Annotated in this window: 14 protein-coding genes and 1 pseudogene; 14 read left to right on the forward strand and 1 reads right to left on the reverse strand. The window is 67.6% G+C overall.

Annotated features, from left to right (window positions below):
* Window positions 1-17: 17 nt before the first annotated feature.
* Genes ACOEQ2_RS11505 through ACOEQ2_RS11515 form a run of 3 tightly spaced genes read left to right on the forward strand, consistent with a single transcriptional unit; the run spans window position 18 to window position 3,423 of the window.
* The gene (locus tag ACOEQ2_RS11505; RefSeq protein WP_419728121.1) at window positions 18-1,643 is read left to right on the forward strand and encodes a peptide ABC transporter substrate-binding protein; all 1,626 of its coding nucleotides are present in this window, start codon (window positions 18-20) and stop codon (window positions 1,641-1,643) included.
* Window positions 1,640-2,593, forward strand: a complete 954-nt coding sequence (locus ACOEQ2_RS11510; RefSeq protein ID WP_419728122.1) for an ABC transporter permease — start codon at window positions 1,640-1,642, stop codon at window positions 2,591-2,593. Before ACOEQ2_RS11505 ends, ACOEQ2_RS11510 begins: the two co-directional genes overlap by 4 nt.
* Before the next feature lie 5 nt (window positions 2,594-2,598).
* Window positions 2,599-3,423, forward strand: a complete 825-nt coding sequence (locus ACOEQ2_RS11515) for an ABC transporter permease (protein ID WP_419728123.1) — start codon at window positions 2,599-2,601, stop codon at window positions 3,421-3,423.
* 102 nt (window positions 3,424-3,525) lie between these two features.
* Here the strand turns inward: ACOEQ2_RS11515 and ACOEQ2_RS11520 are convergent.
* Window positions 3,526-4,365 (reverse strand): annotated as a pseudogene (locus tag ACOEQ2_RS11520) (LysR substrate-binding domain-containing protein); the annotation flags it as partial.
* Window positions 4,366-4,504: 139 nt separating this feature from the next.
* On the opposite strand from ACOEQ2_RS11520, the gene ACOEQ2_RS11525 reads away from it, so the two are divergent.
* The 11 genes from ACOEQ2_RS11525 (at window position 4,505) to ACOEQ2_RS11575 (ending at window position 19,250) form a co-directional block, all read left to right on the forward strand.
* Window positions 4,505-5,707 carry a hypothetical protein gene (locus ACOEQ2_RS11525; RefSeq protein WP_419728124.1) on the forward strand — a complete coding sequence of 401 codons (1,203 nt, stop codon included), beginning with the start codon at window positions 4,505-4,507 and terminating at the stop codon, window positions 5,705-5,707.
* The gene (locus ACOEQ2_RS11530; protein WP_419728125.1) at window positions 5,707-6,810 is read left to right on the forward strand and encodes a ketopantoate reductase family protein; all 1,104 of its coding nucleotides are present in this window, start codon (window positions 5,707-5,709) and stop codon (window positions 6,808-6,810) included. Before ACOEQ2_RS11525 ends, ACOEQ2_RS11530 begins: the two co-directional genes overlap by 1 nt.
* Window positions 6,807-7,928: a Gfo/Idh/MocA family protein gene (locus tag ACOEQ2_RS11535; RefSeq protein WP_419728126.1), complete on the forward strand. Its 1,122-nt coding sequence runs from the start codon at window positions 6,807-6,809 to the stop codon at window positions 7,926-7,928. Before ACOEQ2_RS11530 ends, ACOEQ2_RS11535 begins: the two co-directional genes overlap by 4 nt.
* Window positions 7,925-9,535, forward strand: coding sequence for a DUF885 family protein (locus ACOEQ2_RS11540; protein ID WP_419728127.1), 1,611 nt, complete (start codon window positions 7,925-7,927; stop codon window positions 9,533-9,535). The genes ACOEQ2_RS11535 and ACOEQ2_RS11540 overlap by 4 nt, the downstream gene beginning before the upstream one ends.
* Window positions 9,532-10,560, forward strand: a complete 1,029-nt coding sequence (locus tag ACOEQ2_RS11545) for an ABC transporter ATP-binding protein (RefSeq protein WP_419728128.1) — start codon at window positions 9,532-9,534, stop codon at window positions 10,558-10,560. The genes ACOEQ2_RS11540 and ACOEQ2_RS11545 overlap by 4 nt, the downstream gene beginning before the upstream one ends.
* Window positions 10,557-11,537, forward strand: a complete 981-nt coding sequence (locus tag ACOEQ2_RS11550) for an ABC transporter ATP-binding protein (RefSeq protein ID WP_419728129.1) — start codon at window positions 10,557-10,559, stop codon at window positions 11,535-11,537. Before ACOEQ2_RS11545 ends, ACOEQ2_RS11550 begins: the two co-directional genes overlap by 4 nt.
* A gap of 193 nt (window positions 11,538-11,730) precedes the next feature.
* Window positions 11,731-14,538, forward strand: coding sequence for a TonB-dependent receptor domain-containing protein (locus ACOEQ2_RS11555; RefSeq protein WP_419728130.1), 2,808 nt, complete (start codon window positions 11,731-11,733; stop codon window positions 14,536-14,538).
* Between the two features lie 139 nt (window positions 14,539-14,677).
* Window positions 14,678-15,739, forward strand: coding sequence for an ABC transporter substrate-binding protein (locus tag ACOEQ2_RS11560; protein WP_419728131.1), 1,062 nt, complete (start codon window positions 14,678-14,680; stop codon window positions 15,737-15,739).
* A gap of 36 nt (window positions 15,740-15,775) precedes the next feature.
* A complete protein-coding gene (locus ACOEQ2_RS11565; RefSeq protein WP_419728132.1) occupies window positions 15,776-17,314 on the forward strand; it encodes a sugar ABC transporter ATP-binding protein in 1,539 nt (512 codons plus the stop codon).
* Window positions 17,311-18,276, forward strand: coding sequence for an ABC transporter permease (locus tag ACOEQ2_RS11570; RefSeq protein WP_419728133.1), 966 nt, complete (start codon window positions 17,311-17,313; stop codon window positions 18,274-18,276). The genes ACOEQ2_RS11565 and ACOEQ2_RS11570 overlap by 4 nt, the downstream gene beginning before the upstream one ends.
* Window positions 18,273-19,250 carry an ABC transporter permease gene (locus tag ACOEQ2_RS11575; RefSeq protein WP_419728134.1) on the forward strand — a complete coding sequence of 326 codons (978 nt, stop codon included), beginning with the start codon at window positions 18,273-18,275 and terminating at the stop codon, window positions 19,248-19,250. The genes ACOEQ2_RS11570 and ACOEQ2_RS11575 overlap by 4 nt, the downstream gene beginning before the upstream one ends.
* Window positions 19,251-19,361 lie beyond the last annotated feature (111 nt).

Raw genomic sequence — 19,361 nt, forward strand, 5'->3', positions numbered from 1 at the left:
AGCGACGGCGCCGGCCGGTGGCGTTCCGAAACCTGGCGTCTGCAGCATCGGTTTTCCTGCTGGTGTTGTTTCCCGCGGTGCAGTGCGCTGCGGAGGCGGTGCAACCGGGGGGTACGCTGACGGTCGGGCTGTCCTTCGATCTCGACACGCTGAACGTGTACGCCACCGGTTTTCTCGGCGATGTCGAGGCGGCGGTGGTGGAGGGGCTGGTAGCACCGGATGCGCAGGCGAGGTACCGGCCGGTGCTCGCCACCATGGTGCCGACGGTCGGCAATGGCGGCATCGTGCTCGACGCCGATGGCCGCATGCATGTCACCTACCACCTCCGGGCGGGTGTCCGCTGGCAGGATGGCGCGCCGTTCACCGCCGCCGATGTGAAATTCACCTGGGATGCGGTGCGCGATCCGGCGTTCCTGGCGGAATCGAAGGATGGCAGCGAGGATATCGAAGGCATCGATACGCCCGACGATCTGACTGTCGTGGTGAACTACCGCCACAGCTCGGCGGCCTTCGCATCGACGCTGTTCACCTTCGGTATCCTGCCGCGTCACCTGCTGCTGGGCCACGACCTCAACCACGATCCGTACAATACCCGGCCGATCGGCACCGGGCCGTTCATGGTGCGCGAGTTCCGACGCGGCGAATATGTCGTGCTGGATCGCAATCCGAACTACTGGCAGCACGATGCCGCGGGCCGGCAGTTGCCGTACCTGGATCGCATCGTGTTCCGCATCGTGCCGGATTCGAACACGCTCGGGACGTTGATCCGGGCCGGCGAGATCGGGCTGGCGCCGCTGATCCCCTACATGCTGGCAAAGCAGCTGCAGGGCACACGCGGCACCCGGATCGTGCGCGGTCCGTCGCTTGGTTGGGAACATCTCGATTTCAGCTTCAAGGGACCGGCGGCTTTGCGTGATCCCGTCATGCGCCGGGCCATCGCGCAGGCGATCGACCGCAGCATCCTGGTGCGTGCGGCCGGCGGTTTCCCGCTGCCGATCCGCTCGGTGGTGGTGCCGACGCTGACCGACCTGTACGATCCGGCGGTCCCGGTGCTGGCCTACGATCCGGCGCAGGCCAACCGGCTGCTCGACGAAGCGGGCTATGCGCGCGGTCCGGATGGCATTCGCGTGCGGGACGGCAAGCGTTTGTCGTTCGGGATCACCGCGCAGACCGGCCAGATCGACGACGAGATCGCCGAGCAGATCATCATCGCCGAGTTGCGCGCGATCGGCATCGAGCTTGCCGCCGACAACAAGTCCGGCATCAGTTTCCGCCAGGCACGCTACCGCGGCACGTACGACCTGCTGTACGGCCGCTGGGTCACCGCGGCGGACCCCGTGTACAGCGTGTTCTACGGCACGCATGGCCCGAACAATGGCCAGGGCTATGCCAGCCCGGAGCTCGACGAGGCGATGCGCCGGCTGGAAACCGAGATGCACCCGGAGCCGCGACGGCAGGATGCGGCGGCGATGCAGGCGATCCTGGCGCGCGACCTGCCGACGATCCCGCTGCTCAGCACGGTCTCGGTCAACGCGACGTCCGACCGCCTGCGCGGCTACGTGCCGAACCCGACCAACATGACCGATTTCGTCGGCGCCGCGACCTGGTGGCTGGCGCCCGTGACAGCGCCGGGCGCACCATGAGCCCCGCCTATCTGCTGCGGCAGCTGCTCGGCGCGATCCCGCTGCTGTTGGCGATCTCGCTGATCCTGTTCGCGATCGTGCATCTGGCGCCGGGCGGTCCGCTCGACATGTACACCGACAACCCGTCGGTGACGCCCGCAGCACTCGAGCATATCCGCCGCGCCTACGGACTGGATCGGCCGGTGCCGCTGCAATACCTGATGTGGCTGCGATCGATGGTCGTCGGGGACTGGGGTTTCTCGATCCGCACCGGGCGTCCGGTGCTGGCGGAAATCGCCGACCGGCTGCCGGCGACATTGCTGCTCGGCGGAACCGCCATGCTGCTCGCCTTCCTGCTGGCGCTGCCGGTCGGTGTGCTCACGGCGCTGCACCGCTCCAGCCGGCTCGACCATCTGCTGACGCTGCTGTCGTTCTCCGGCATCTCGATCCCGGTGTTCTGGCTGGCGCTGATGCTGCAGCTGCTGTTCAGCATCATGCTGGGCTGGCTGCCGGCGGCCGGATACACCGTTTTCGGCGACGCCTCGCTCGGCGACCGGCTGGCCCACTTGGCGATGCCGGCCTGCGTGTTGTCGCTGGCCACCGCCGCCGGCTGGAGCCGCTTCCTGCGATCGAGCCTGCTCGACGTCCTGCGCCAGGACTACATCCGCACAGCCTACGCCAAGGGTCAGACCACCGCCGGCATGCTCGTGCACCACGCGCTGCGCAATGCGCTGGTGCCGATGGTGACGGTGATGGCGCTCGATCTCGCGAGCATCATTTCCGGCGCGGTGATCACCGAGACGGTGTTCGCCTGGCCCGGGATCGGCCGGCTGTTCATCGAGAGCATGGATGGGCGGGACTATCCGGTGCTGATGGGACTGATGATGACCGGTTCGCTGGCGCTGGTGCTGGCCAACCTCGCGGCCGACATCGCCTATGCGGTAATCGATCCGCGGATCAGGTTCGGCTGACGGGCATGCTGCACCGCCTGCTCGAGCATCGTCCGGCCAGCATCGCACTCGTGTTCCTCTGCGGCCTGGCGGTGCTGGTGCTGATCGGGCCGCTGCTGTCGCCATATTCGTTCGATGGCCAGGACCTGACCCTGATCGGCCAGCCGGCGCCACCCAGCCGGGCGCACTGGCTCGGCACCGACGAGCTCGGGCGCGACCTGCTGATGCGCCTGCTGTATGGCGGCCGGATCTCGCTCGCCGTCGGCATCGCCAGCGCCGTGGTCTCGACGTTTCTCGGCACCCTGGTCGGCGGGCTGGCGGGGTTCCATGGCCGGCATGTCGACCAGTTGCTGATGCGCCTGACCGATGTCGTGCTGTCGATCCCGCTGCTGCCGCTGGTGCTGCTGCTCTCCGGGCTGTTCCGGCCGGACGTGCCGATGCTGGTGCTGGTGATCGGCGGCCTCACCTGGATGGGTGCCGCCCGGCTGGTGCGCAGTCAGTTCCTGTCGCTGCGGACGCTCGATTACGTGGATGCCGCGCGGGCACTCGGGGCGACGTCGATGCGCCTCATGCTGCGCCATATCCTGCCGAATGCCTCCGGACCGATCATCGTCTCGGCGACCCTGGCGGTCGGCAACGCGATCATGCTGGAATCCGCGCTGTCATTCCTGGGCTTCGGTGTGCAGCCGCCGATCCCGACCTGGGGCAACATGCTCAACGCCGCGACGCCGTGGATCGGCACCGCGGCCTGGATGGCGCTGCCGCCGGGGATTCTGATCTTCGCGACCGTGCTCTCCGTCAATTTCCTCGGCGACGGGCTGCGCGACGCGCTGGATAGTCGGAGCCATTGACTGGACCGTCGCCGCCGGCGAAAGCGCCTCGTCGGAGGGTAGGCGCGCCACCTCGTCGAGCAGCCAGCGGCGGAACAGTCGAACCCGCGCAACGTCCTGCTTGGCTTTGGGCGTGACCAGGTAATAGGCGCCGGGACCGGCGACACGGTAGGCCAGGGGCGCCACCAGCACGCCCCGCGCCAGTTCCTCCTCGATCAGGATGCGGGGCAGCAGCGCCACGCCGAGCCCGGACTGTGCTGCCTGGATCAGCATGAAGAAGTGCTCGAAGCTGGCGCCCCAGTTGGCATCCTCCTCGGCGAACCCGACCGCATGGAACCAGTGCGACCAGGCATGCGGCCGCGTCGTGTGCTGCAGCAGGGGATACCCGGCGAGGTCTCCGACCGTGCGCAGCGGTGCTCCCGCCTGCAGCAGCGCCGGCGCGCAGGCGATCAGGATTTCCTCGGCCAGCAGCGGTTCGGCGACCGTATCGGGCCAGCTGCCGCTGCCGAACTGGATCGCCACGTCGAGTTTCGGCATGTCGACGGCAAGTTCGCCATCGGTGCTGATGATGTTGATCAGGATTTCGGGGTGCTGGGCGCGGAACAGCCCGAGCCGCGGGATCAGCCAGCGGGTCCCGAAGGTCGGCAGCACGCCGATCGTCAGTGTGCCACCGCCCTTGCGCGTCGCGATCAGCTCGTTCGTGCCGGCCTCGATCTTGTCGAGCGCCTCGCGGATCAGGTTGAAATAATAGCGACCGCTGGTGGTCAGCTCGCTGCGCCGGCTGGTGCGATTGAACAAGGCCAGCTCGAGATACTCCTCGAGTGCGCGCACCTGTCGGCTGGCGGCACTCTGGGTCACGTTCAACTCGGCCCCGGCGAGCGTAAAGCTCTCGTATCGGGCGACGGCCTCGAAAGTCCGCAGGGCACTGAGGGACGGGAGCAGGCGTCGGCGCATCCGATGCATTCCTTTGTCGCATGAGGGCAGGATCTAAGTGTGCTTGCGCGCCACGTTCGAACCTATAGCCTTGAGCAGGCGAGGCCTTGCAAAAACCGCACCGTACCACATCCGGAACACTCGCACCGCCATCGGAGACAGGCTTTCCATGATCAGTTCTGCATCGGCGTCGAATGCGTCCTTCGGCGCCGACCTCGCGGCCATCACGATGGGGATCGACGCCTTCGAGCGACGGATCAATCGCGAGGCCGGTCTGCTGGATACCGAAGGCCTGGTGCCGATCTATCTCGGCAACGACATCGTCGGGCCACGCCATTACGAGAACTGGTGGGTGGTGGAGGACGATCTGAACGAACTGCAGCAGCGTCTTCCCGCACTCGTGCCGCAGCACCGACAGCTCTTCGCAACGGCGATGATCCGGTCTTTGAAGATCGCCTTGCGGCTGTTCGCCGGATCGAGTCCCTCGTTCGAGGTCAAGGTGCGCGATCTCGTCGGCGCGCAGACCGGTCCGGTCGAACCGGCGATCATCGACGGCCTGCGCGACACCCTCGACACGCTGCTCACCCGCCGCGGGATCGTGCGCGGCGATCTGTCGCAGCGGATCTCGCAATGGGAGTCTTCGAATTTCCTGGAGCCATCCCGGATCGAGGCGACCTACGAGGAGCTGATGGCAGAGGGCAGGCGCCGCACCGCGGACCGGGTCTTCGATTGCGGCGACTTCAGGATGGCGCTCAACCCGGTGCGCGACGTGCCCTATACGGCGCGCTGCAGCTTCGGCGACGGGCTCATGGACCTGAACGTCGATAACGGCTTCACGCACGCATCGCTGAAACATCTTGTCGCACACGAGGTGTTTCCGGGGCACGCGACACAGCTGCTCTATACGCGGGCGCGGGTCGATCAGGGGCGGGCGCAGCCGGAAGTGCTGCTCTGCACGGCAAACACGGTGCTCGGCTGCGTCCAGGAAGGCATCGCCGACGATGGCGTGGCGCTGATCGACTGGCTCGAGGACGAGGACGACATGATCCATATCGAGCTGCGCCGGTTGCGCAGCGCGGTGCAGACCAGTGCGGCCTGGTACATGATGGCGGATGGCTGGGAGCCGGATGCCGTCGCCAACTATCTGCGCGAGGTCGCGGCCGGCCAAGAACCGTGGGTGCAGGGTCGGCTGCGGATGGCGGCACACCCGTTCCGCGGTCCGTTCATCTCGTCGTACTGGACCGGGGCGGTTGCGGTCAGGCAGGTGCGCGAGCGTACCCCGGCCGAGGCAATGCCGGAGTTCATCGAGTATCTCTACGCCAATGCGCACTCGCCGCAGAGCCTGGCACTGTTCCAGCCGGGCATCGCGTGATGGCCGATCCTGTTCCACCCGCGTCCGGGCGGCTGGTGGTGCTCGGCGCCGGGGCGATCGGCGGCCTTGCCGGAGCGTTCATGACGCAGGCCGGGCACGACGTCGTGCTGGTCGATCGCTGGGTCGAGCATGTCGAGGCGATGAACCGCCACGGCCTGGTCATCGACGGCGTCCGCGGGCCGATGACCATCCCGGTGCGGGCCAGCACCCCGGAGAGCCTCGAGGGCCCGCTCGGCGTCGTGCTGGTGGCAACGAAGTCGCAGCACACGATCGAGGCGATCCGGCAGATCCTGCCGTTGCTGACCGCCGACAGCGCCATCGTGTCGTTCCAGAACGGCTTCAACGAGCCGGATATCGCGGAGCTGCTTTCGGGCCACGGACTGCCGGGCATCAGCCAGGTGATCGGCTCGATCCCGAACTATGGCGGCGCGCTGCTCGATCCGGGCCGGATCGAGTTCGTGCATGAGGGCGCGATCCAGCTCGGCGAGATGGACGGCGCGATGAGCGAGCGGCTGCGATCGCTCGCCGGACAGTTGTCGGCGCTGACCGAGGTGCAGCTCTCGGCCAACATCTGGGGCCAGATCTGGGCGAAGGAGGTCTATTCCGCGCAGGTGGTATTTTCCGCCCTGGTCGATGCGCCGATCCGCGAAACGCTGGGCGTCGAACGCTATGCCCGCATCGCTGGGGCGATCGTGCGCGAGGCGCTCGAGATCGCGGAAGCCAACGGTATTGTCGTCGAGGCGTTCGATTTCTTCGACCCTGCGAATTATCGCCCGCAGACACCGGACGATACCCGGCGGCTGCTCGACAATATCAACCACGCGATCTGGCTGCTGAAGAAGGACCAGAATACCGGTTATGCCTTCAAGAAGCAGGGGTCCGGGATCTGGTGGGACATCGTCTATCGCAACCGTCCGTCCGAAGTCCGGGCGTCGAACGGCAAGCTGGTCGAGTATGGCCGACGGGTCGGCGCCGATACCCGCCTGAACGACAGGATGTGCAGCATGATCTACGAGATCGAGAACGGCACCCGCCCGCTCGGCCTGCAGAACTACGACGAGCTCGAGGCCTACGCCGCCGAAATCGGCAGGGCACTGCCATGAGTGCCGCGACGCGCCTCGGCGTCGGGGTGATCGGCGCGCATGACTGGGCGGAAAAGGCGCATCTGCCGGCCTATGCGGCGCATGAGCGCGTGCATCTGGCGGCAATCTGCGACGTGGTGCCTGAACGTGCCGCGGCCATGGCGGCGCGGTTCAACATCGCGCGTGTCTATACCGATCACCATGCGCTGCTGGCCGACCCTGCGGTGCAGGCGGTCGATGTCTGCACGCCGACCCACACCCACCTGCCGCTTAGCCTCGATGCGATCGCCGCCGGACGTCACGTGCTGTCGGAGAAACCGCTGGCGACGTCGGCCGGTCCGGCTTTCGAGGCCGCTGCTGCTGCGGCCGCGCGCGGTGTGCGCACGAAGCTCGGCTTCACCTTCCGGTACTCGCCGGCGATCCGCCAGATCAAGCGCTGGATCGATGACGGGACGCTGGGGACGATTTTCCATATCCACGGCTTCGAGCAGAACTCGCAGTTTCTGGATCCGGATTATCCCTTGCGTCAGGTGTCGCCGGATGCGCCGCGCGACCGGCTGATCCCGTCCTCGATCGTTGGTTATGGCTCGCACCTGGTCGATCTGATGCGGTGGCTCGGTGGCGAATTCGGCTCGGTGGCCGCAAGCATGCGCAACTTCGTGCCCGAACGGCTGGTGCGCGGCATGGTCGGGCGGCAGGCGATCCCGGTCGAGGACGGCACCGTGGCCTTGGTCGAATACGCCAACGGCACCCAGGGCATGCTGCAATCGAGCTACATCGCGGTCGGCAACTATCCAGGCGTGGAGATCCGCGTCTATGGCTCCAAGGGTGCTGCGGTCGCCCGGCTGATCTCGGAGTTCGGCATCGCCGAAACCCTCCACGCCGCCACCGCGGACGAGGTCGAGTTCAAGCCGGTCGTGCTGGGACCGGAGCATCTGCCGCCAGGTGCGGACCTGCACACGCCATGGCCGGAACTGTATTATCGCAACCTGATCCGGCATTTCGTCGACGAGATCCTCGATGATCGGCCGGAGGAATGCACGTTCTTCGACGGTGCTAAGAGCCAGGAGATCGTCGACGCGGTCGTGCAGGCGCATTTCGAACGTCGCTGGGTCGATCTGCCGGCAACGTCGCGATGAACGATCCGCACAGCCTGGGGCAGGCATTTCTCGACCACCATCTGGCTTTCCACCCGGTCGATGCCAGCTTCATGGGGGTCGGCGGCCATGACCACCTGCTGCCACGTGCCGACCGCGCGGTTGCTGCCGACGAACGTCGTGGCATCGCCACGCTGCGCGCCCGGCTGCCGAACGAACCCGAGGACAGCGTCGGCCAGCGCATCGACAAGCGGATCGTCGCCGGCGAGCTTGCCTGCGCGGACGCGGCCCTGGACGACCGGCCGCGCCGGCACAATCCGGCCTGGTTCACCGGCGAGGCGGCGTTCGCGCTGATCGGGCTGCTGCTGCCGCAATCTGAGCCGCTCGATCCGGCCGGGTTCGCTGCCCGGCTGCACGCCTTGCCGGACTTTCTTGCCGACGGGCGCGAGAGGCTGCGGGAGGCGGGTGCGGCGCCGGCCGGATGGAGCGAGCGGGCGGCGCGCGAGTGCGACGCCATGAGCCGCTTCCTCACCGGCGACGTGACCCGGCATCCGGCCTGGCAGTCCGGGTGGCGGGTGCCGGCAGAGGCCGCTGCCGGTGCGTTCAGGGACTTCGCGGACATGCTGCCGAGCCTGGCTGATGCCGACCCCGCTGCGGGGCGCAACCGGCTGGCGCTGACCATGGCCGCCTTGCACGGATTGGAGCAGGGGCCGGAGGCGTTGGCAGATGCGGCCCAGGCGGCATTCGACCGGCTCGGCGACGAACTCGAGGCCGACGCGGCGCGGCTTTTCGGCGGCCGGCGCTGCCAGGATGTGCTCGACGAGCTGGCCCTGCTGCACCCCGACGCAGATGCGGTGATGCCCCGCTACCGGCATTGGAACGCGGCGGCGATCGAGGCCGCGCAGGGGCTGGTGACGCCGGCGACGGAGTACGGCCTGGAGTATCGCCTGCTTCCCGAGGCGATGCTGGGCATCGCGGGCGAAATGTATTTCCTGTCGTATCGCTCACCTCCGCCGATGCGTTCCGGCGTCGGCAGCGTGTACTGGGTGATGCCCGCCGGGCCCGACCTCGACGCCTATCTGCGCCAGCAGAACGACGCGACCATCAAGCTGATCCATGCGGTGCATCACGGCAGCATCGGCCATCACACGCACAACACCCGGGCCCGGAGCGCCGGAAGCCTGCTCGCGCGCATCGCCGGCACCGACTGCGCCAGCGGCACCGCGCTCTTGTCCGGCGGCATGGCTGTGGAGGGATGGGCCTGCTACGCCGAGGATCTGCTGATGGAGGCTCAAGGCTTCTATGGCGACGCCGAGACGTTGCTGCTGAAGCAGTACGAGCGGCGCAATGCGGCCAGCGTCCTGGTCGATGTGCGGCTGCATTGCGGCGTGTGGAGCCAGCAGGAGGCGGAGCGCTTCTACCGGGACGAGGCCGGCTTCGCGCTGCAGCGCGTGCATAACGAGGTCGTCCGGAACTCGATGTTTCCGGGTAGCCGGCTGATGTACTGGGCCGGGGTCGAGGCGATCCGTGGCTTGCGCGCACGCTGGACCGGCAGCACGCAGCAGTTCCACGACACCCTGCTCGGATACGGCCATGCTCCGGTCGACGCGATCGAGGCGGAGATGGCGCGAGCCGGCCAACTCAGGTGAGCGACGCGGGCCCGTCTGCGGACAGGGACATACCGGTGCTGGCGGTCCGCGACCTGGTGACCGCATTTCGCACACCCCGCGGCGAGTTCCGGGCCGTTGACGGGGTCAATCTCACGGTTGCCCGCGGCGAGACGGTGGCGCTTGTCGGCGAAAGCGGATCGGGCAAGTCGGTGACCAGCATGTCGATCATGCGGTTGCTGTCGGCGCCCGCCGCCCGCATCGTTTCCGGGCGGATCCTGTTCCGTGGTCGCAGCGGACTGGAGCGCGATCTGGCGCAGCTCGACGCGCGCGCGATGCGGGCGCTGCGTGGCAACGAGATCGCCATGATATTCCAGGAACCGATGACGAGCCTGAACCCGACGGGCACGATCGGTACGCAGATCGCCGAGGCGCTGCGTCTGCATCGTCCGATCACACGCCGCGCGGCGATGGCCGAGGCGGTGCGGCTGCTGGGGCTGGTCGAGATCGCCGACGCGGCACGCCGGGTCGAGAGTTATCCGCATCAGCTGTCCGGCGGCATGCGCCAGCGTGTCATGATCGCGATGGCGCTGGCCTGCGGGCCGTCGCTGCTGCTCGCCGACGAGCCGACCACGGCGCTGGACGTGACCGTGCAGGCGCAGATCCTGCGGCTGCTCCGGAGCCTGCAGCTCGAGCTTGGGATGGGCGTCCTGTTCATCACCCACAACATGGGCGTGGTCGCCGAGATCGCTGACCGGGTCTCGGTCATGTACGGCGGCCAGGTGATCGAGTCGGCGCCGGTGCGGGCGCTGTTCGACGCGCCGGGTCATCCCTACACGCGGGCGCTGATGGCCAGCCTGCCGCGGATGGACGCGGTCCCGGAAACGCACCGCCGGCTGCCGATGATCCGCGGCAGCGTGGTGGACCCGCGCCGTCCGCCGCCGGGCTGCCGGTTCGCGCCGCGGTGCGACATGGTGCTGCCGGCCTGCGAGGCGGCGGTGCCGGGCGAATGGACCATCGGCCTGGCGCACCGGTCGCGCTGCCTGCGCTGGCAGGAGCTCGCGTGAAGCCGCCGCCGGTTCTCGATGTCATCGACCTGTGCGTCGAGTTCGCCCAGGGCCGCCGGTTGCCGTGGCAACGTCCGACAGCGATCCCTGTGGTGCGCAACGTGTCGTTCACGGTGCGGCCGAACGAGATCGTGGGGCTGGTCGGCGAGTCCGGTTCCGGCAAGACGACGTTGTCGCGCGCCCTGCTGCGCCTGCTGCCGGCGAGCTCCGGCACCGTCCGCTTCGAAGGCGTCGACCTGCTGACACTGCCGGCCGCCGAGATGCGGCGGTTGCGCCGCCGCATGCAGGTGATTTTCCAGGACCCCTACACGAGCCTCAATCCGCGGATGAGTGCTGCGGACAACATCGCCGAAGGGATCAGGCTGCAGCGCCTGTGCGCGCGCCACGAAATCGCCTCGCGTGTTGCTGCGGTCATGGCGCAGGTCGGGCTTCCGGCCGACGCAGGCTCCCGCTTCCCGCATGAATTCTCCGGCGGCCAGCGCCAGAGGATCGGCATCGCCCGGGCACTCGCGGTCGAACCGGACTTTCTCATCGCAGATGAACCGGTCTCGGCGCTGGACATGTCGATCCAGGCGCAGATCCTGAACCTGCTCATGGAACAGCAGGAGCAACGCCAGCTCGCGATGCTGTTCATCGGCCACGACCTGTCGGTGATCCGCCATGTCTGCAACCGCGTGATCGTCATGTATCGCGGGCGGATCGTCGAGACCGGGCCGGTCGAGACGCTGTTTCGCCACCCGGCGCACCCCTACACGCAGGCGCTTCTCGATGCGGCACCGGTTTCGCATCCTGCCATGCGGCGCCAGCAATTACCGCCACTGGTCGAACCCGGTGAACGGCAGTCGTCACCGAACGGCTGCCCCTTCGCGGTGCGTTGCCCGCATCGTATCGCGGCCTGCGACGAAGTGCTGCCGGCGCTGCGTCATATCGGGCACGATCACCAGGCTGCCTGCATCAGGAGCGAGGTGTTTCGGTAGTCGCATATGCGCTGAGGTCATGTGAACAGGATGTAGAAGGGTCTTGCATCGGCGGTTCCCGACCGTCTCAATAACGTATCAATTGAGACGCACGATCGCTCAGTTTACGCCGTTCCGGAGACTGAACGTGTTCCGGATGGCGAGCGATCGGGTCGGGCTTTCTGCATGGTTCAGTGATAAAGGATGGTCCTCGATGCGTATTGGCCCGATTGACGCCTTGAAGAAGGGAACTGCGGCAGGGTTGGTGCTCGTCGCGGGTGGACTGGCGCTGCCGCTTGGCGCTGCATTCGCGCAGACGCCGGTGCAGTCCGGGCAGATCGGCGAGCCGAGCGAGCAGATCACGGTCACCGGGTCGCAGATCCGGCAGGACACGTCGAGCAACACGCCGATCACGGTCATCACGTCGAAGCAGCTGCAGGATTCGAACACCGTCACGCTCGAGCAGTATCTGCAGAAGATCCCGGAATTCGGCCAGCAGGGCGTCAACTCCAACCAGAACGGTGGCGGCGAGGGTGTCTCGTTCGTCGAGCTGCGCAATCTCGGCGTGACCCGCACCCTCGTGCTGATCGACGGACACAGGATGGTGTCGAGCGGCACCGACACCGTCAACGCGGTCGACCTCAACAACATTCCGGTCTCGATGGTCGATCACATCGAGATCCTGCGCGACGGCGCGTCGGCGATCTACGGATCGGATGCGATCGCCGGCGTCGTCAACATCATCCTGAAGAAGCATTTCGACGGCATCACGGTGAATGCGCAGGAGGGGATCAGCGACCGGCACGACGCGCAGTCCTACGACTTCAGCGGGACCGCCGGGCATAACTTCGACAAGGGCAACATCCTCTTCAACTTCGAATACAGCGATCGCGATCCGCTGCCGCAGAACAACCGCGCCTGGTCACAGAACAAGTCGTTGCCGGATGGCTCGCAGACGCTCGGCAGCACCCGAACGCTGGGTGGGCTGGTGCAGAACCCGACCGCGTTCGACGTCGTCACCGGCCAGCCATCGATCAATGATCGCGCCTTCGGCAACGGCGTGTTCCGGACCTTCAATCCGGCACAGGACGACCTGCTGCTGAACGATTACGGCTATTCCAGCACGCAGCTGGACCGGCGCAGTTTCAATGCCATCGGCCATTACGAAATTCTGCCGAACGTCAACGTCAACATCGACGAGCTGTTCACCGACCATCACGCCCAGCAGCAGCTCGGGCCCGACGCGGAAGGTGGCGATGTCGTGACCGACCGCTATCCGAACGGCTTCATCATTCCCGCCTCGAACCCGTACAATCCGTACGGCGTGGATGTCGTCGAGCGGACCAGGCGGGCAGAAGTCGGCAATCGGGACTACATCGAGACCGGCTCGACCTACCGTTTGGGGATCGGGCTGTCCGGGACGCTGTTCAACCGCTTCGACTGGGAGGCCGGCTACAAGAATGGCGCGTCGCACGACAAGTTCACCTTCACCAACCAGTACAACCAGACCCATATCCTGCAGGTCAGCGGGTATCTGCCGTGCAGTGCAGCCGATGCCGCACAGGGTTGCAGCGTCGGTGATTTCTTCGGACCCAACACCCTGACACCGGCACAGGCCCGCTATATAGGCTTCACCCAGATCAACAAGGTCGATGTCGGCGAGCATTACTGGTTCGGCAAGGTCACCGGTCCGATCGTGCAACTTCCTGCCGGCCCGCTCAGCTTCGCCCTCGGCGGCGAGTTGCGGCACGAGTCCGGCAAGTACGCGCCCGACAGCACCATCACCAGCGGCAACGGCGATTTCGACCAGGCCCCGACGGCCGGAAGTTTCAACACCAAGGAAGGCTACCTCGAGTTCAAGATACCGGTGCTCAAGGACATGTTCATGGCCAAGGAGCTGTCGGTCGACGGCGCCGCCCGGTATTCGGATTACAGCGATTTCGGCAGTGCCGAGACCTGGAACGTCTCGGTCGCCTACGCGCCGACGCGTGATGTCCGGTTCCGCTTCAATACCGGCACGGGTTTCCGCGCGCCGAGCATCACCGACCTGTATTCGGGCCAGTACGAGGCGGCCAACACCGTCAACGATCCCTGCGACATCAATGTCGGTCTGCGACGCAGCAACGCGAATGCCGCGGCGAACTGCAACAAGGTGCTGTCCGGTGCTGGACTGGCGCCCGGGACCTTCACGCAGCAGCAGACGCAGCTCTACACCTATATCGGCGGCAATCCGCGGCTCCAGCCGGAAACGTCGCGGCAGCTCGATCTCGGCACCATCATCACGCCGCGCTGGATCCCGGACCTGTCGACCACCGTCGACTACTATCGGATCAAGATCGCCAACCACATCACGGCGCCGGATGCGCAGACGATCGTGGATAGCTGCTACGCTTCCGCCGGCTTGAGCAGCCCACAATGCCTGCTGGTCGGCAACCGTGGCGGCGGCCAGTTGACGACAATCAGCGCGATCAACACCAACTCCGGCTTCGTCAATACCGACGGTCTCGATTTCGGGCTGAACTACAACCTCAAGCTGAGCCGTCTCGGACTGCCGAGCTGGGCCGGCCGGCTGGAGTTCAGCAACCTCGACACGTTGCTGCTGGACTACACCGAACAGCTGCCGGACGGGAGCGTGCGCCAGGATGCCGGCGCGATCATTTCCACGACGACGCCGCAGGCCTTCACCCGCTTCAAGGCAACGAGCAGCATCGCCTATGTCCAGCCGAAATGGTCGTTCCAGTGGACCGTTCGCTATATCGGCCCGTCGAGCAACTACGTGGCGCCGGGCCAGCCGGCGGATACCAGCTATGGCGGCAGCGTCGGCGCGATCGTCTACCACGACATCGTCGGCAGCTACGCGCTGAAGGTCGCCGGCAAGCACACCGTCACGCTGATTGCGGGCATCGACAACATGTTCGACCGCGACCCGCCGTTCTATTACGACGGATCGACGAACTCGCTGACCAACAGCTACGACTATCTCGGCCGCTACTACTACTTCAAGGCCGGGGTCCGTTTCTGAACGAGCCGTCGGGGCGCCGGCAGGGCCGCAATGCGGAAAGCACCTGTCGCAGCGCCCCCGACCGGGCTAGGGTCGTCGTCAATCCTGCGACGAGCAGGGGTGGATCGGGCGCAAAGCCCGACATCTTCGGGGATGGACGATGCTTCAATTCAGCACAGGACGCGGCCGTGTCGCCGCCACACGCGCCGTCGCGGGGCTGGCGCTCCTGACACTCGCCGCCGGCCCGGCGCTGGCCCAGGCGACCAGCGACACCGGCGGCCAGGTGATCGGCAAGAAGTCGGCCGAGACCTGCACCAATGGCCATCCGAGCCACGCCTCGCTGTCCGGCATGGTCGTCGGCTTCTCGCAGTCGGAGAACGAGCAGAATCCGTTCCGTGCGGCCGAGACGGCGTCGGTGAAGTCGGCTGCCGCACAGGCCGGCGTGGCGCGGTTGCTCTACACCAACGCCAATGACAGCCAGGCCAAGCAGGTAGCCGACATCCAGAGCATGATCTCGCAGGGTGCCAAGGCGATCATCGTGGCGCCGTTGAACGCGACCGGCTTGCAGCCCGCACTCGAGCAGGCGGCGAGCCAGAACATCCCGGTGGTCACGATCGACCGCGCCACCGCCGGCACCCCCTGCCGCGACTTCATCACCTTCCTCGGCTCGGATTTCTACACGCAAGGCGTGCGCGCTGCCGATGCGATGGCCGATGCCACCGGCTCCAAGGCGCAGATCGTCGAGATCCAGGGCGCCTACGGCAACTCGGTCGAGAGCCAGCGCACCCAGGGCTTCGCCGACGGCATCAAGAAGCACCCCGGCCTGGTGCTGCTCGCGGCGCAGACCGGCAACTGGTCGGCCACCGACGCGCAGCGCGTGATGGAGCAGTTGCTGCTCGCGCATCCGAACATCGACGCGCTCTACAGCCACGCCGACGTCATGACGCTGGGCGCGATGCGGGCGATCCAGCAGGGCGGCAAGAAGCCCGGCACCGACGTGCGCATCGTCTCGATCGACGGCACCAAGGCGCTGGTGCAGGCGATCGCGGCCGGCCAGGCGCAGGCCGACGTCGAGACCAACCCGCGCTTCGGGCCGCAATCCTTCGACGCGCTGAAGGCCTGGTTCAACGGCGACGCGGTGTCGCAGAGCATCATCATGAAGGATGCGCTCTACACCAAGGACAACGCCGCCAGCGCGGTTGCCAGCGGTGCGCCGTACTGAGCGTCCGCGGTTCGCGTCGCCCGGGGACCTGACCGGATGCTGCTGGAGACGGGTGGGCTGACGAAGTCGTTCGGCGTCGTGAAGGCGCTGCGCGACGTGTCCTTCACCCTGCAGGCCGGCGAGATCCATGGCCTGATGGGTGAGAACGGCGCCGGCAAATCGACGCTGATCAAGCTGCTCACCGGCCTGAACCAGCCCGACAGCGGCACGATGCTGCTCGAGGGCCGGCCGGTGAGCTTCGCCAGCCCGCGCGAGGCGCAGGCGGCCGGCGTGGCGGCGGTGTATCAGGAGATCAACCTGATCCCCGAGCGCAGCGTCGCCGACAACCTGTTCCTCGGCCGCGAGCCCCGGCGCTTCGGGCTGCTGGTCGACCGCGGCCGGATGATCGCCGACGCGCAGGCGCTGCTGTCGCGCTACGGGCTCGAGATCGACCCGCGGCGCACGCTGCGCACCCTCGGGCTCGGGCTGCAGCAGCTGGTATCGATCGCGCGCGTGGTGTCGCTCGGCGCCCGGGTGGTGATCCTCGACGAGCCGACCTCGGCGTTGTCGAGTGCCGAGGTGGAGCTGCTGTATCGCGTCGTCGAGCAGCTCCGGCGCGACGGCATCGGGCTGGTGTATGTCAGCCACCGCCTGTCCGAATGCTACCGGCTGTGCGACCGGCTGACGGTGCTGCGCGACGGGGCCGTGGTGGAAAGTGCCGCCACAGCGAGCCTGCCGCGGGCGCGGCTGATCGCGGCAATGCTGGGTCGCGAGGCCGGGCCGGCAGGGGTGCGGAACCCGGCTGCACCGGTGGCGACCGGCGGCGACGTCGCGGGTGAGGAGGCGGCGCTGCGGGTACAGGATCTGTCCTGGCGGCGGCGGGTGCGTGGCGTGTCGCTGACGGTGCGGCGCGGCGAGATCCTCGGGCTGGCCGGTCTGCTCGGCTCCGGACGCACCGAGACCTTCAAGGCGATCTACGGCGCCGAGCCGCCGGATGCCGGCACGGTCGAGATCGCCGGGCAGCGCATGCGCGCGCCGCGACCGTCCGAGAGCATCCGCCGCGGGCTCGCGTTCCTGTCGGAGGATCGCCGCTCCGAGGGCATCTTCGGCAACCTCTCCGTCGCCGAGAACCTGACCGCCTCGGTGCTGCCGCGGATCTCGCGCTGGGGCATCATTTCCAGGCGCCGGCAGGACGAGCTGGTGGCGCGCTACCTGCGCGAGCTGGGCGTGAAGAGCGGCGGCCCGGGTGCGCCGATCACCTCGCTGTCCGGCGGCAACCAGCAGAAGGTATTGATCGCGCGCGCGCTCTGCACGAGCCCGCGCATCGTGATGCTGGACGACCCGACGCGCGGCATCGATGTGGGCGCCAAGGCGGAGGTGCACCGGGTGGTGCGCGGGCTGGCGCTGGAAGGGCTCGGAGTTCTGGTGACGTCGTCGGAGATCGAGGAAGTGGTGGAGCTGGCCGACCGCCTGGTGGTGCTCGACGAGGGTGCGGTGACCGGCGAGCTCACCACCGAAGGCCGCGACGGCGATGACGTGCTGGCGCTGCTGGCCGGCGGGTTCGGCGAGAGCGCGCCCGCGGGAGCCGCATCGTGAGCGTACCAGCCGGGACGCTGCCGCCGGAGCGCCGGATCCGGGTGTCCGGTTACGTCCTGCGCAGTCGCAGCGTCTATATCGCCTTCGCCGCCCTGGTGCTGTTCGACCTTGTGGTGACGCCCGGCTTCCGCAATCCGAACGTGGTGCGCAGCCTGCTGTTCGAGGCGGCGCCGGTCATCCTGATCGCGCTGGGGCAGTCGCTGGCGATCGGCACCCGCGGCATCGACCTCTCGGTCGGCTCGGTGATGGCGCTGTCCTCGGCGGTGATCGGCATCACCCTCAGCCTGGGCCAAGGCGTGTCGATCGCGGCCGGCATCGGCGCCGGGCTGCTGTGCGGGATCCTGAACGGGCTGCTGGTGGCGGTGTTCCGCATTGCGCCGCTGATCTCGTCGCTGTCTCTGCTGGTGGCGGCGCGCGGGTTGGCACAGGCGCTGCTCGGGGGCGCCAGGCTCGACCTGCCACTCGACGGGCCGCTTGCCGGCATCGGCCAGATCACGTTCCACGGCCTGCCGATGACGGCGCTGCTGGCGCTGGCGGTGGCGGCGCTGTTCGCCTTCGTCGTGCGTCGCACCACTCCGGGCCGCTACGCGATCTTCGTCGGCGCCAGTCGGACCGCCGCGGTGCTGGCCGGGCATCCGGTCCGCGCGACGCTGGCCTTCGTGTATGGCCTGTCCGGCATGCTGGCCGGCATCGCGGGGGTGTTCGCCACCGCCCGCCTGGGAGCGGCGGACGCCAACTATATCGGCGTGCAGTTCGAACTCGACGCGATCGCGGCGGCGGTGATCGGTGGCACGCCCTTGTCCGGCGGCCGGATCTCGACGCTCGGCACGGTGTTCGGGGTGCTTCTGCTGGTGGTGCTGGATGCCAGCTTCATCATGAACAACGTCGATGCGAACTACGCACAGATGCTGAAGGCCGCGTTCATCATCGGCGCCCTGTATGTCCAGCGGGCCGGCGCATGAGCGGCCAGGCGATCGTTCCCGCGGGTCAATCGGATACCCGCCAGCGCATCATCGGGCTGATCCAGTCGCGCGGTGCGATCGCGGTGCTGGTGGCGGCGGTGATTGCCGCCGGCGCCGCGTTCCCCGACTTCCTGCGGCCGGGCAACCTCAGCGACATCACTGCGGCGGCGAGCTTTCTGGGCCTGGTGGCGATCGGCCAGACGCTGGTGGTGATCCTCGGCGGCTTCGACCTGTCGGTGGGCTCGATGGTCGGGCTCGGCACCGTGCTCGCGGCCTATGCGGCACCATACGGGGCACTCGCCGCCATCGCCGCGCCGGTTGCCGCGGGCATCCTGGTCGGGCTGGTCAACGGGCTGCTGATCGTGCGGGCGCGGATGGCGCCGTTCATCGTGACGCTCGCGGCCTTGCTGGCGCTGAAGGGGCTCGCCGTGGTGCTGGCCGGCGAGAGCCTGGTGATCGCGGCTCCCGGGCTGTTCGGGCAGATCGCCAATGGCGGCTGGTTCGGCATCGCCAACCTCGTGGTGATCCTGGCGGTCGCCTACATGCTGGCGGCGCTGCTGCTGAACCGCACCGCGTACGGCGCGGCTGTGTTCGCGATCGGCGGCAACGAGGAGGCGGCGCGGATGCTCGGCCTGCGGGTCGAGCGCACCAAGATCCTCACCTATTGCCTGTCGGGCGGCCTCGCGGGCCTGGCTGGGTCGCTGCTGGCAGCACATCTGTCGTCGGGGCTGTCATCCGCCGGAACCGGCTACGAGTTGCAATCCATCGCGGCCGCGGTGATCGGAGGCGTGCTGCTGACCGGCGGTGTCGGCACCATGCTCGGAGCGCTGTCTGGCGTTCTGCTGCTGGGGTTGATCGATAACGTGATCAACCAGATCGGATCGCTGAGTGCCGCCTACCAGGGGTTGGCGAGTGGCGCGTTCCTGCTGCTCGCGGTGGTTGCACAGTCGGGGCTCACCAGAAGCCGGGCCTGACGCGACCGCCCGGGTGTCGCATAATTCGTCGTCCGGCGGGATGACAGCGGCGGTAGAATGCCTCCATAAGCCGCTGCATCGTGAGGGGTCGTGCGTGAACGGCGTGGTCGC

This window comes from Lichenicola sp. (genome assembly GCF_965198575.1).
In the GTDB taxonomy this organism is placed as follows: domain Bacteria; phylum Pseudomonadota; class Alphaproteobacteria; order Acetobacterales; family Acetobacteraceae; genus Lichenicola.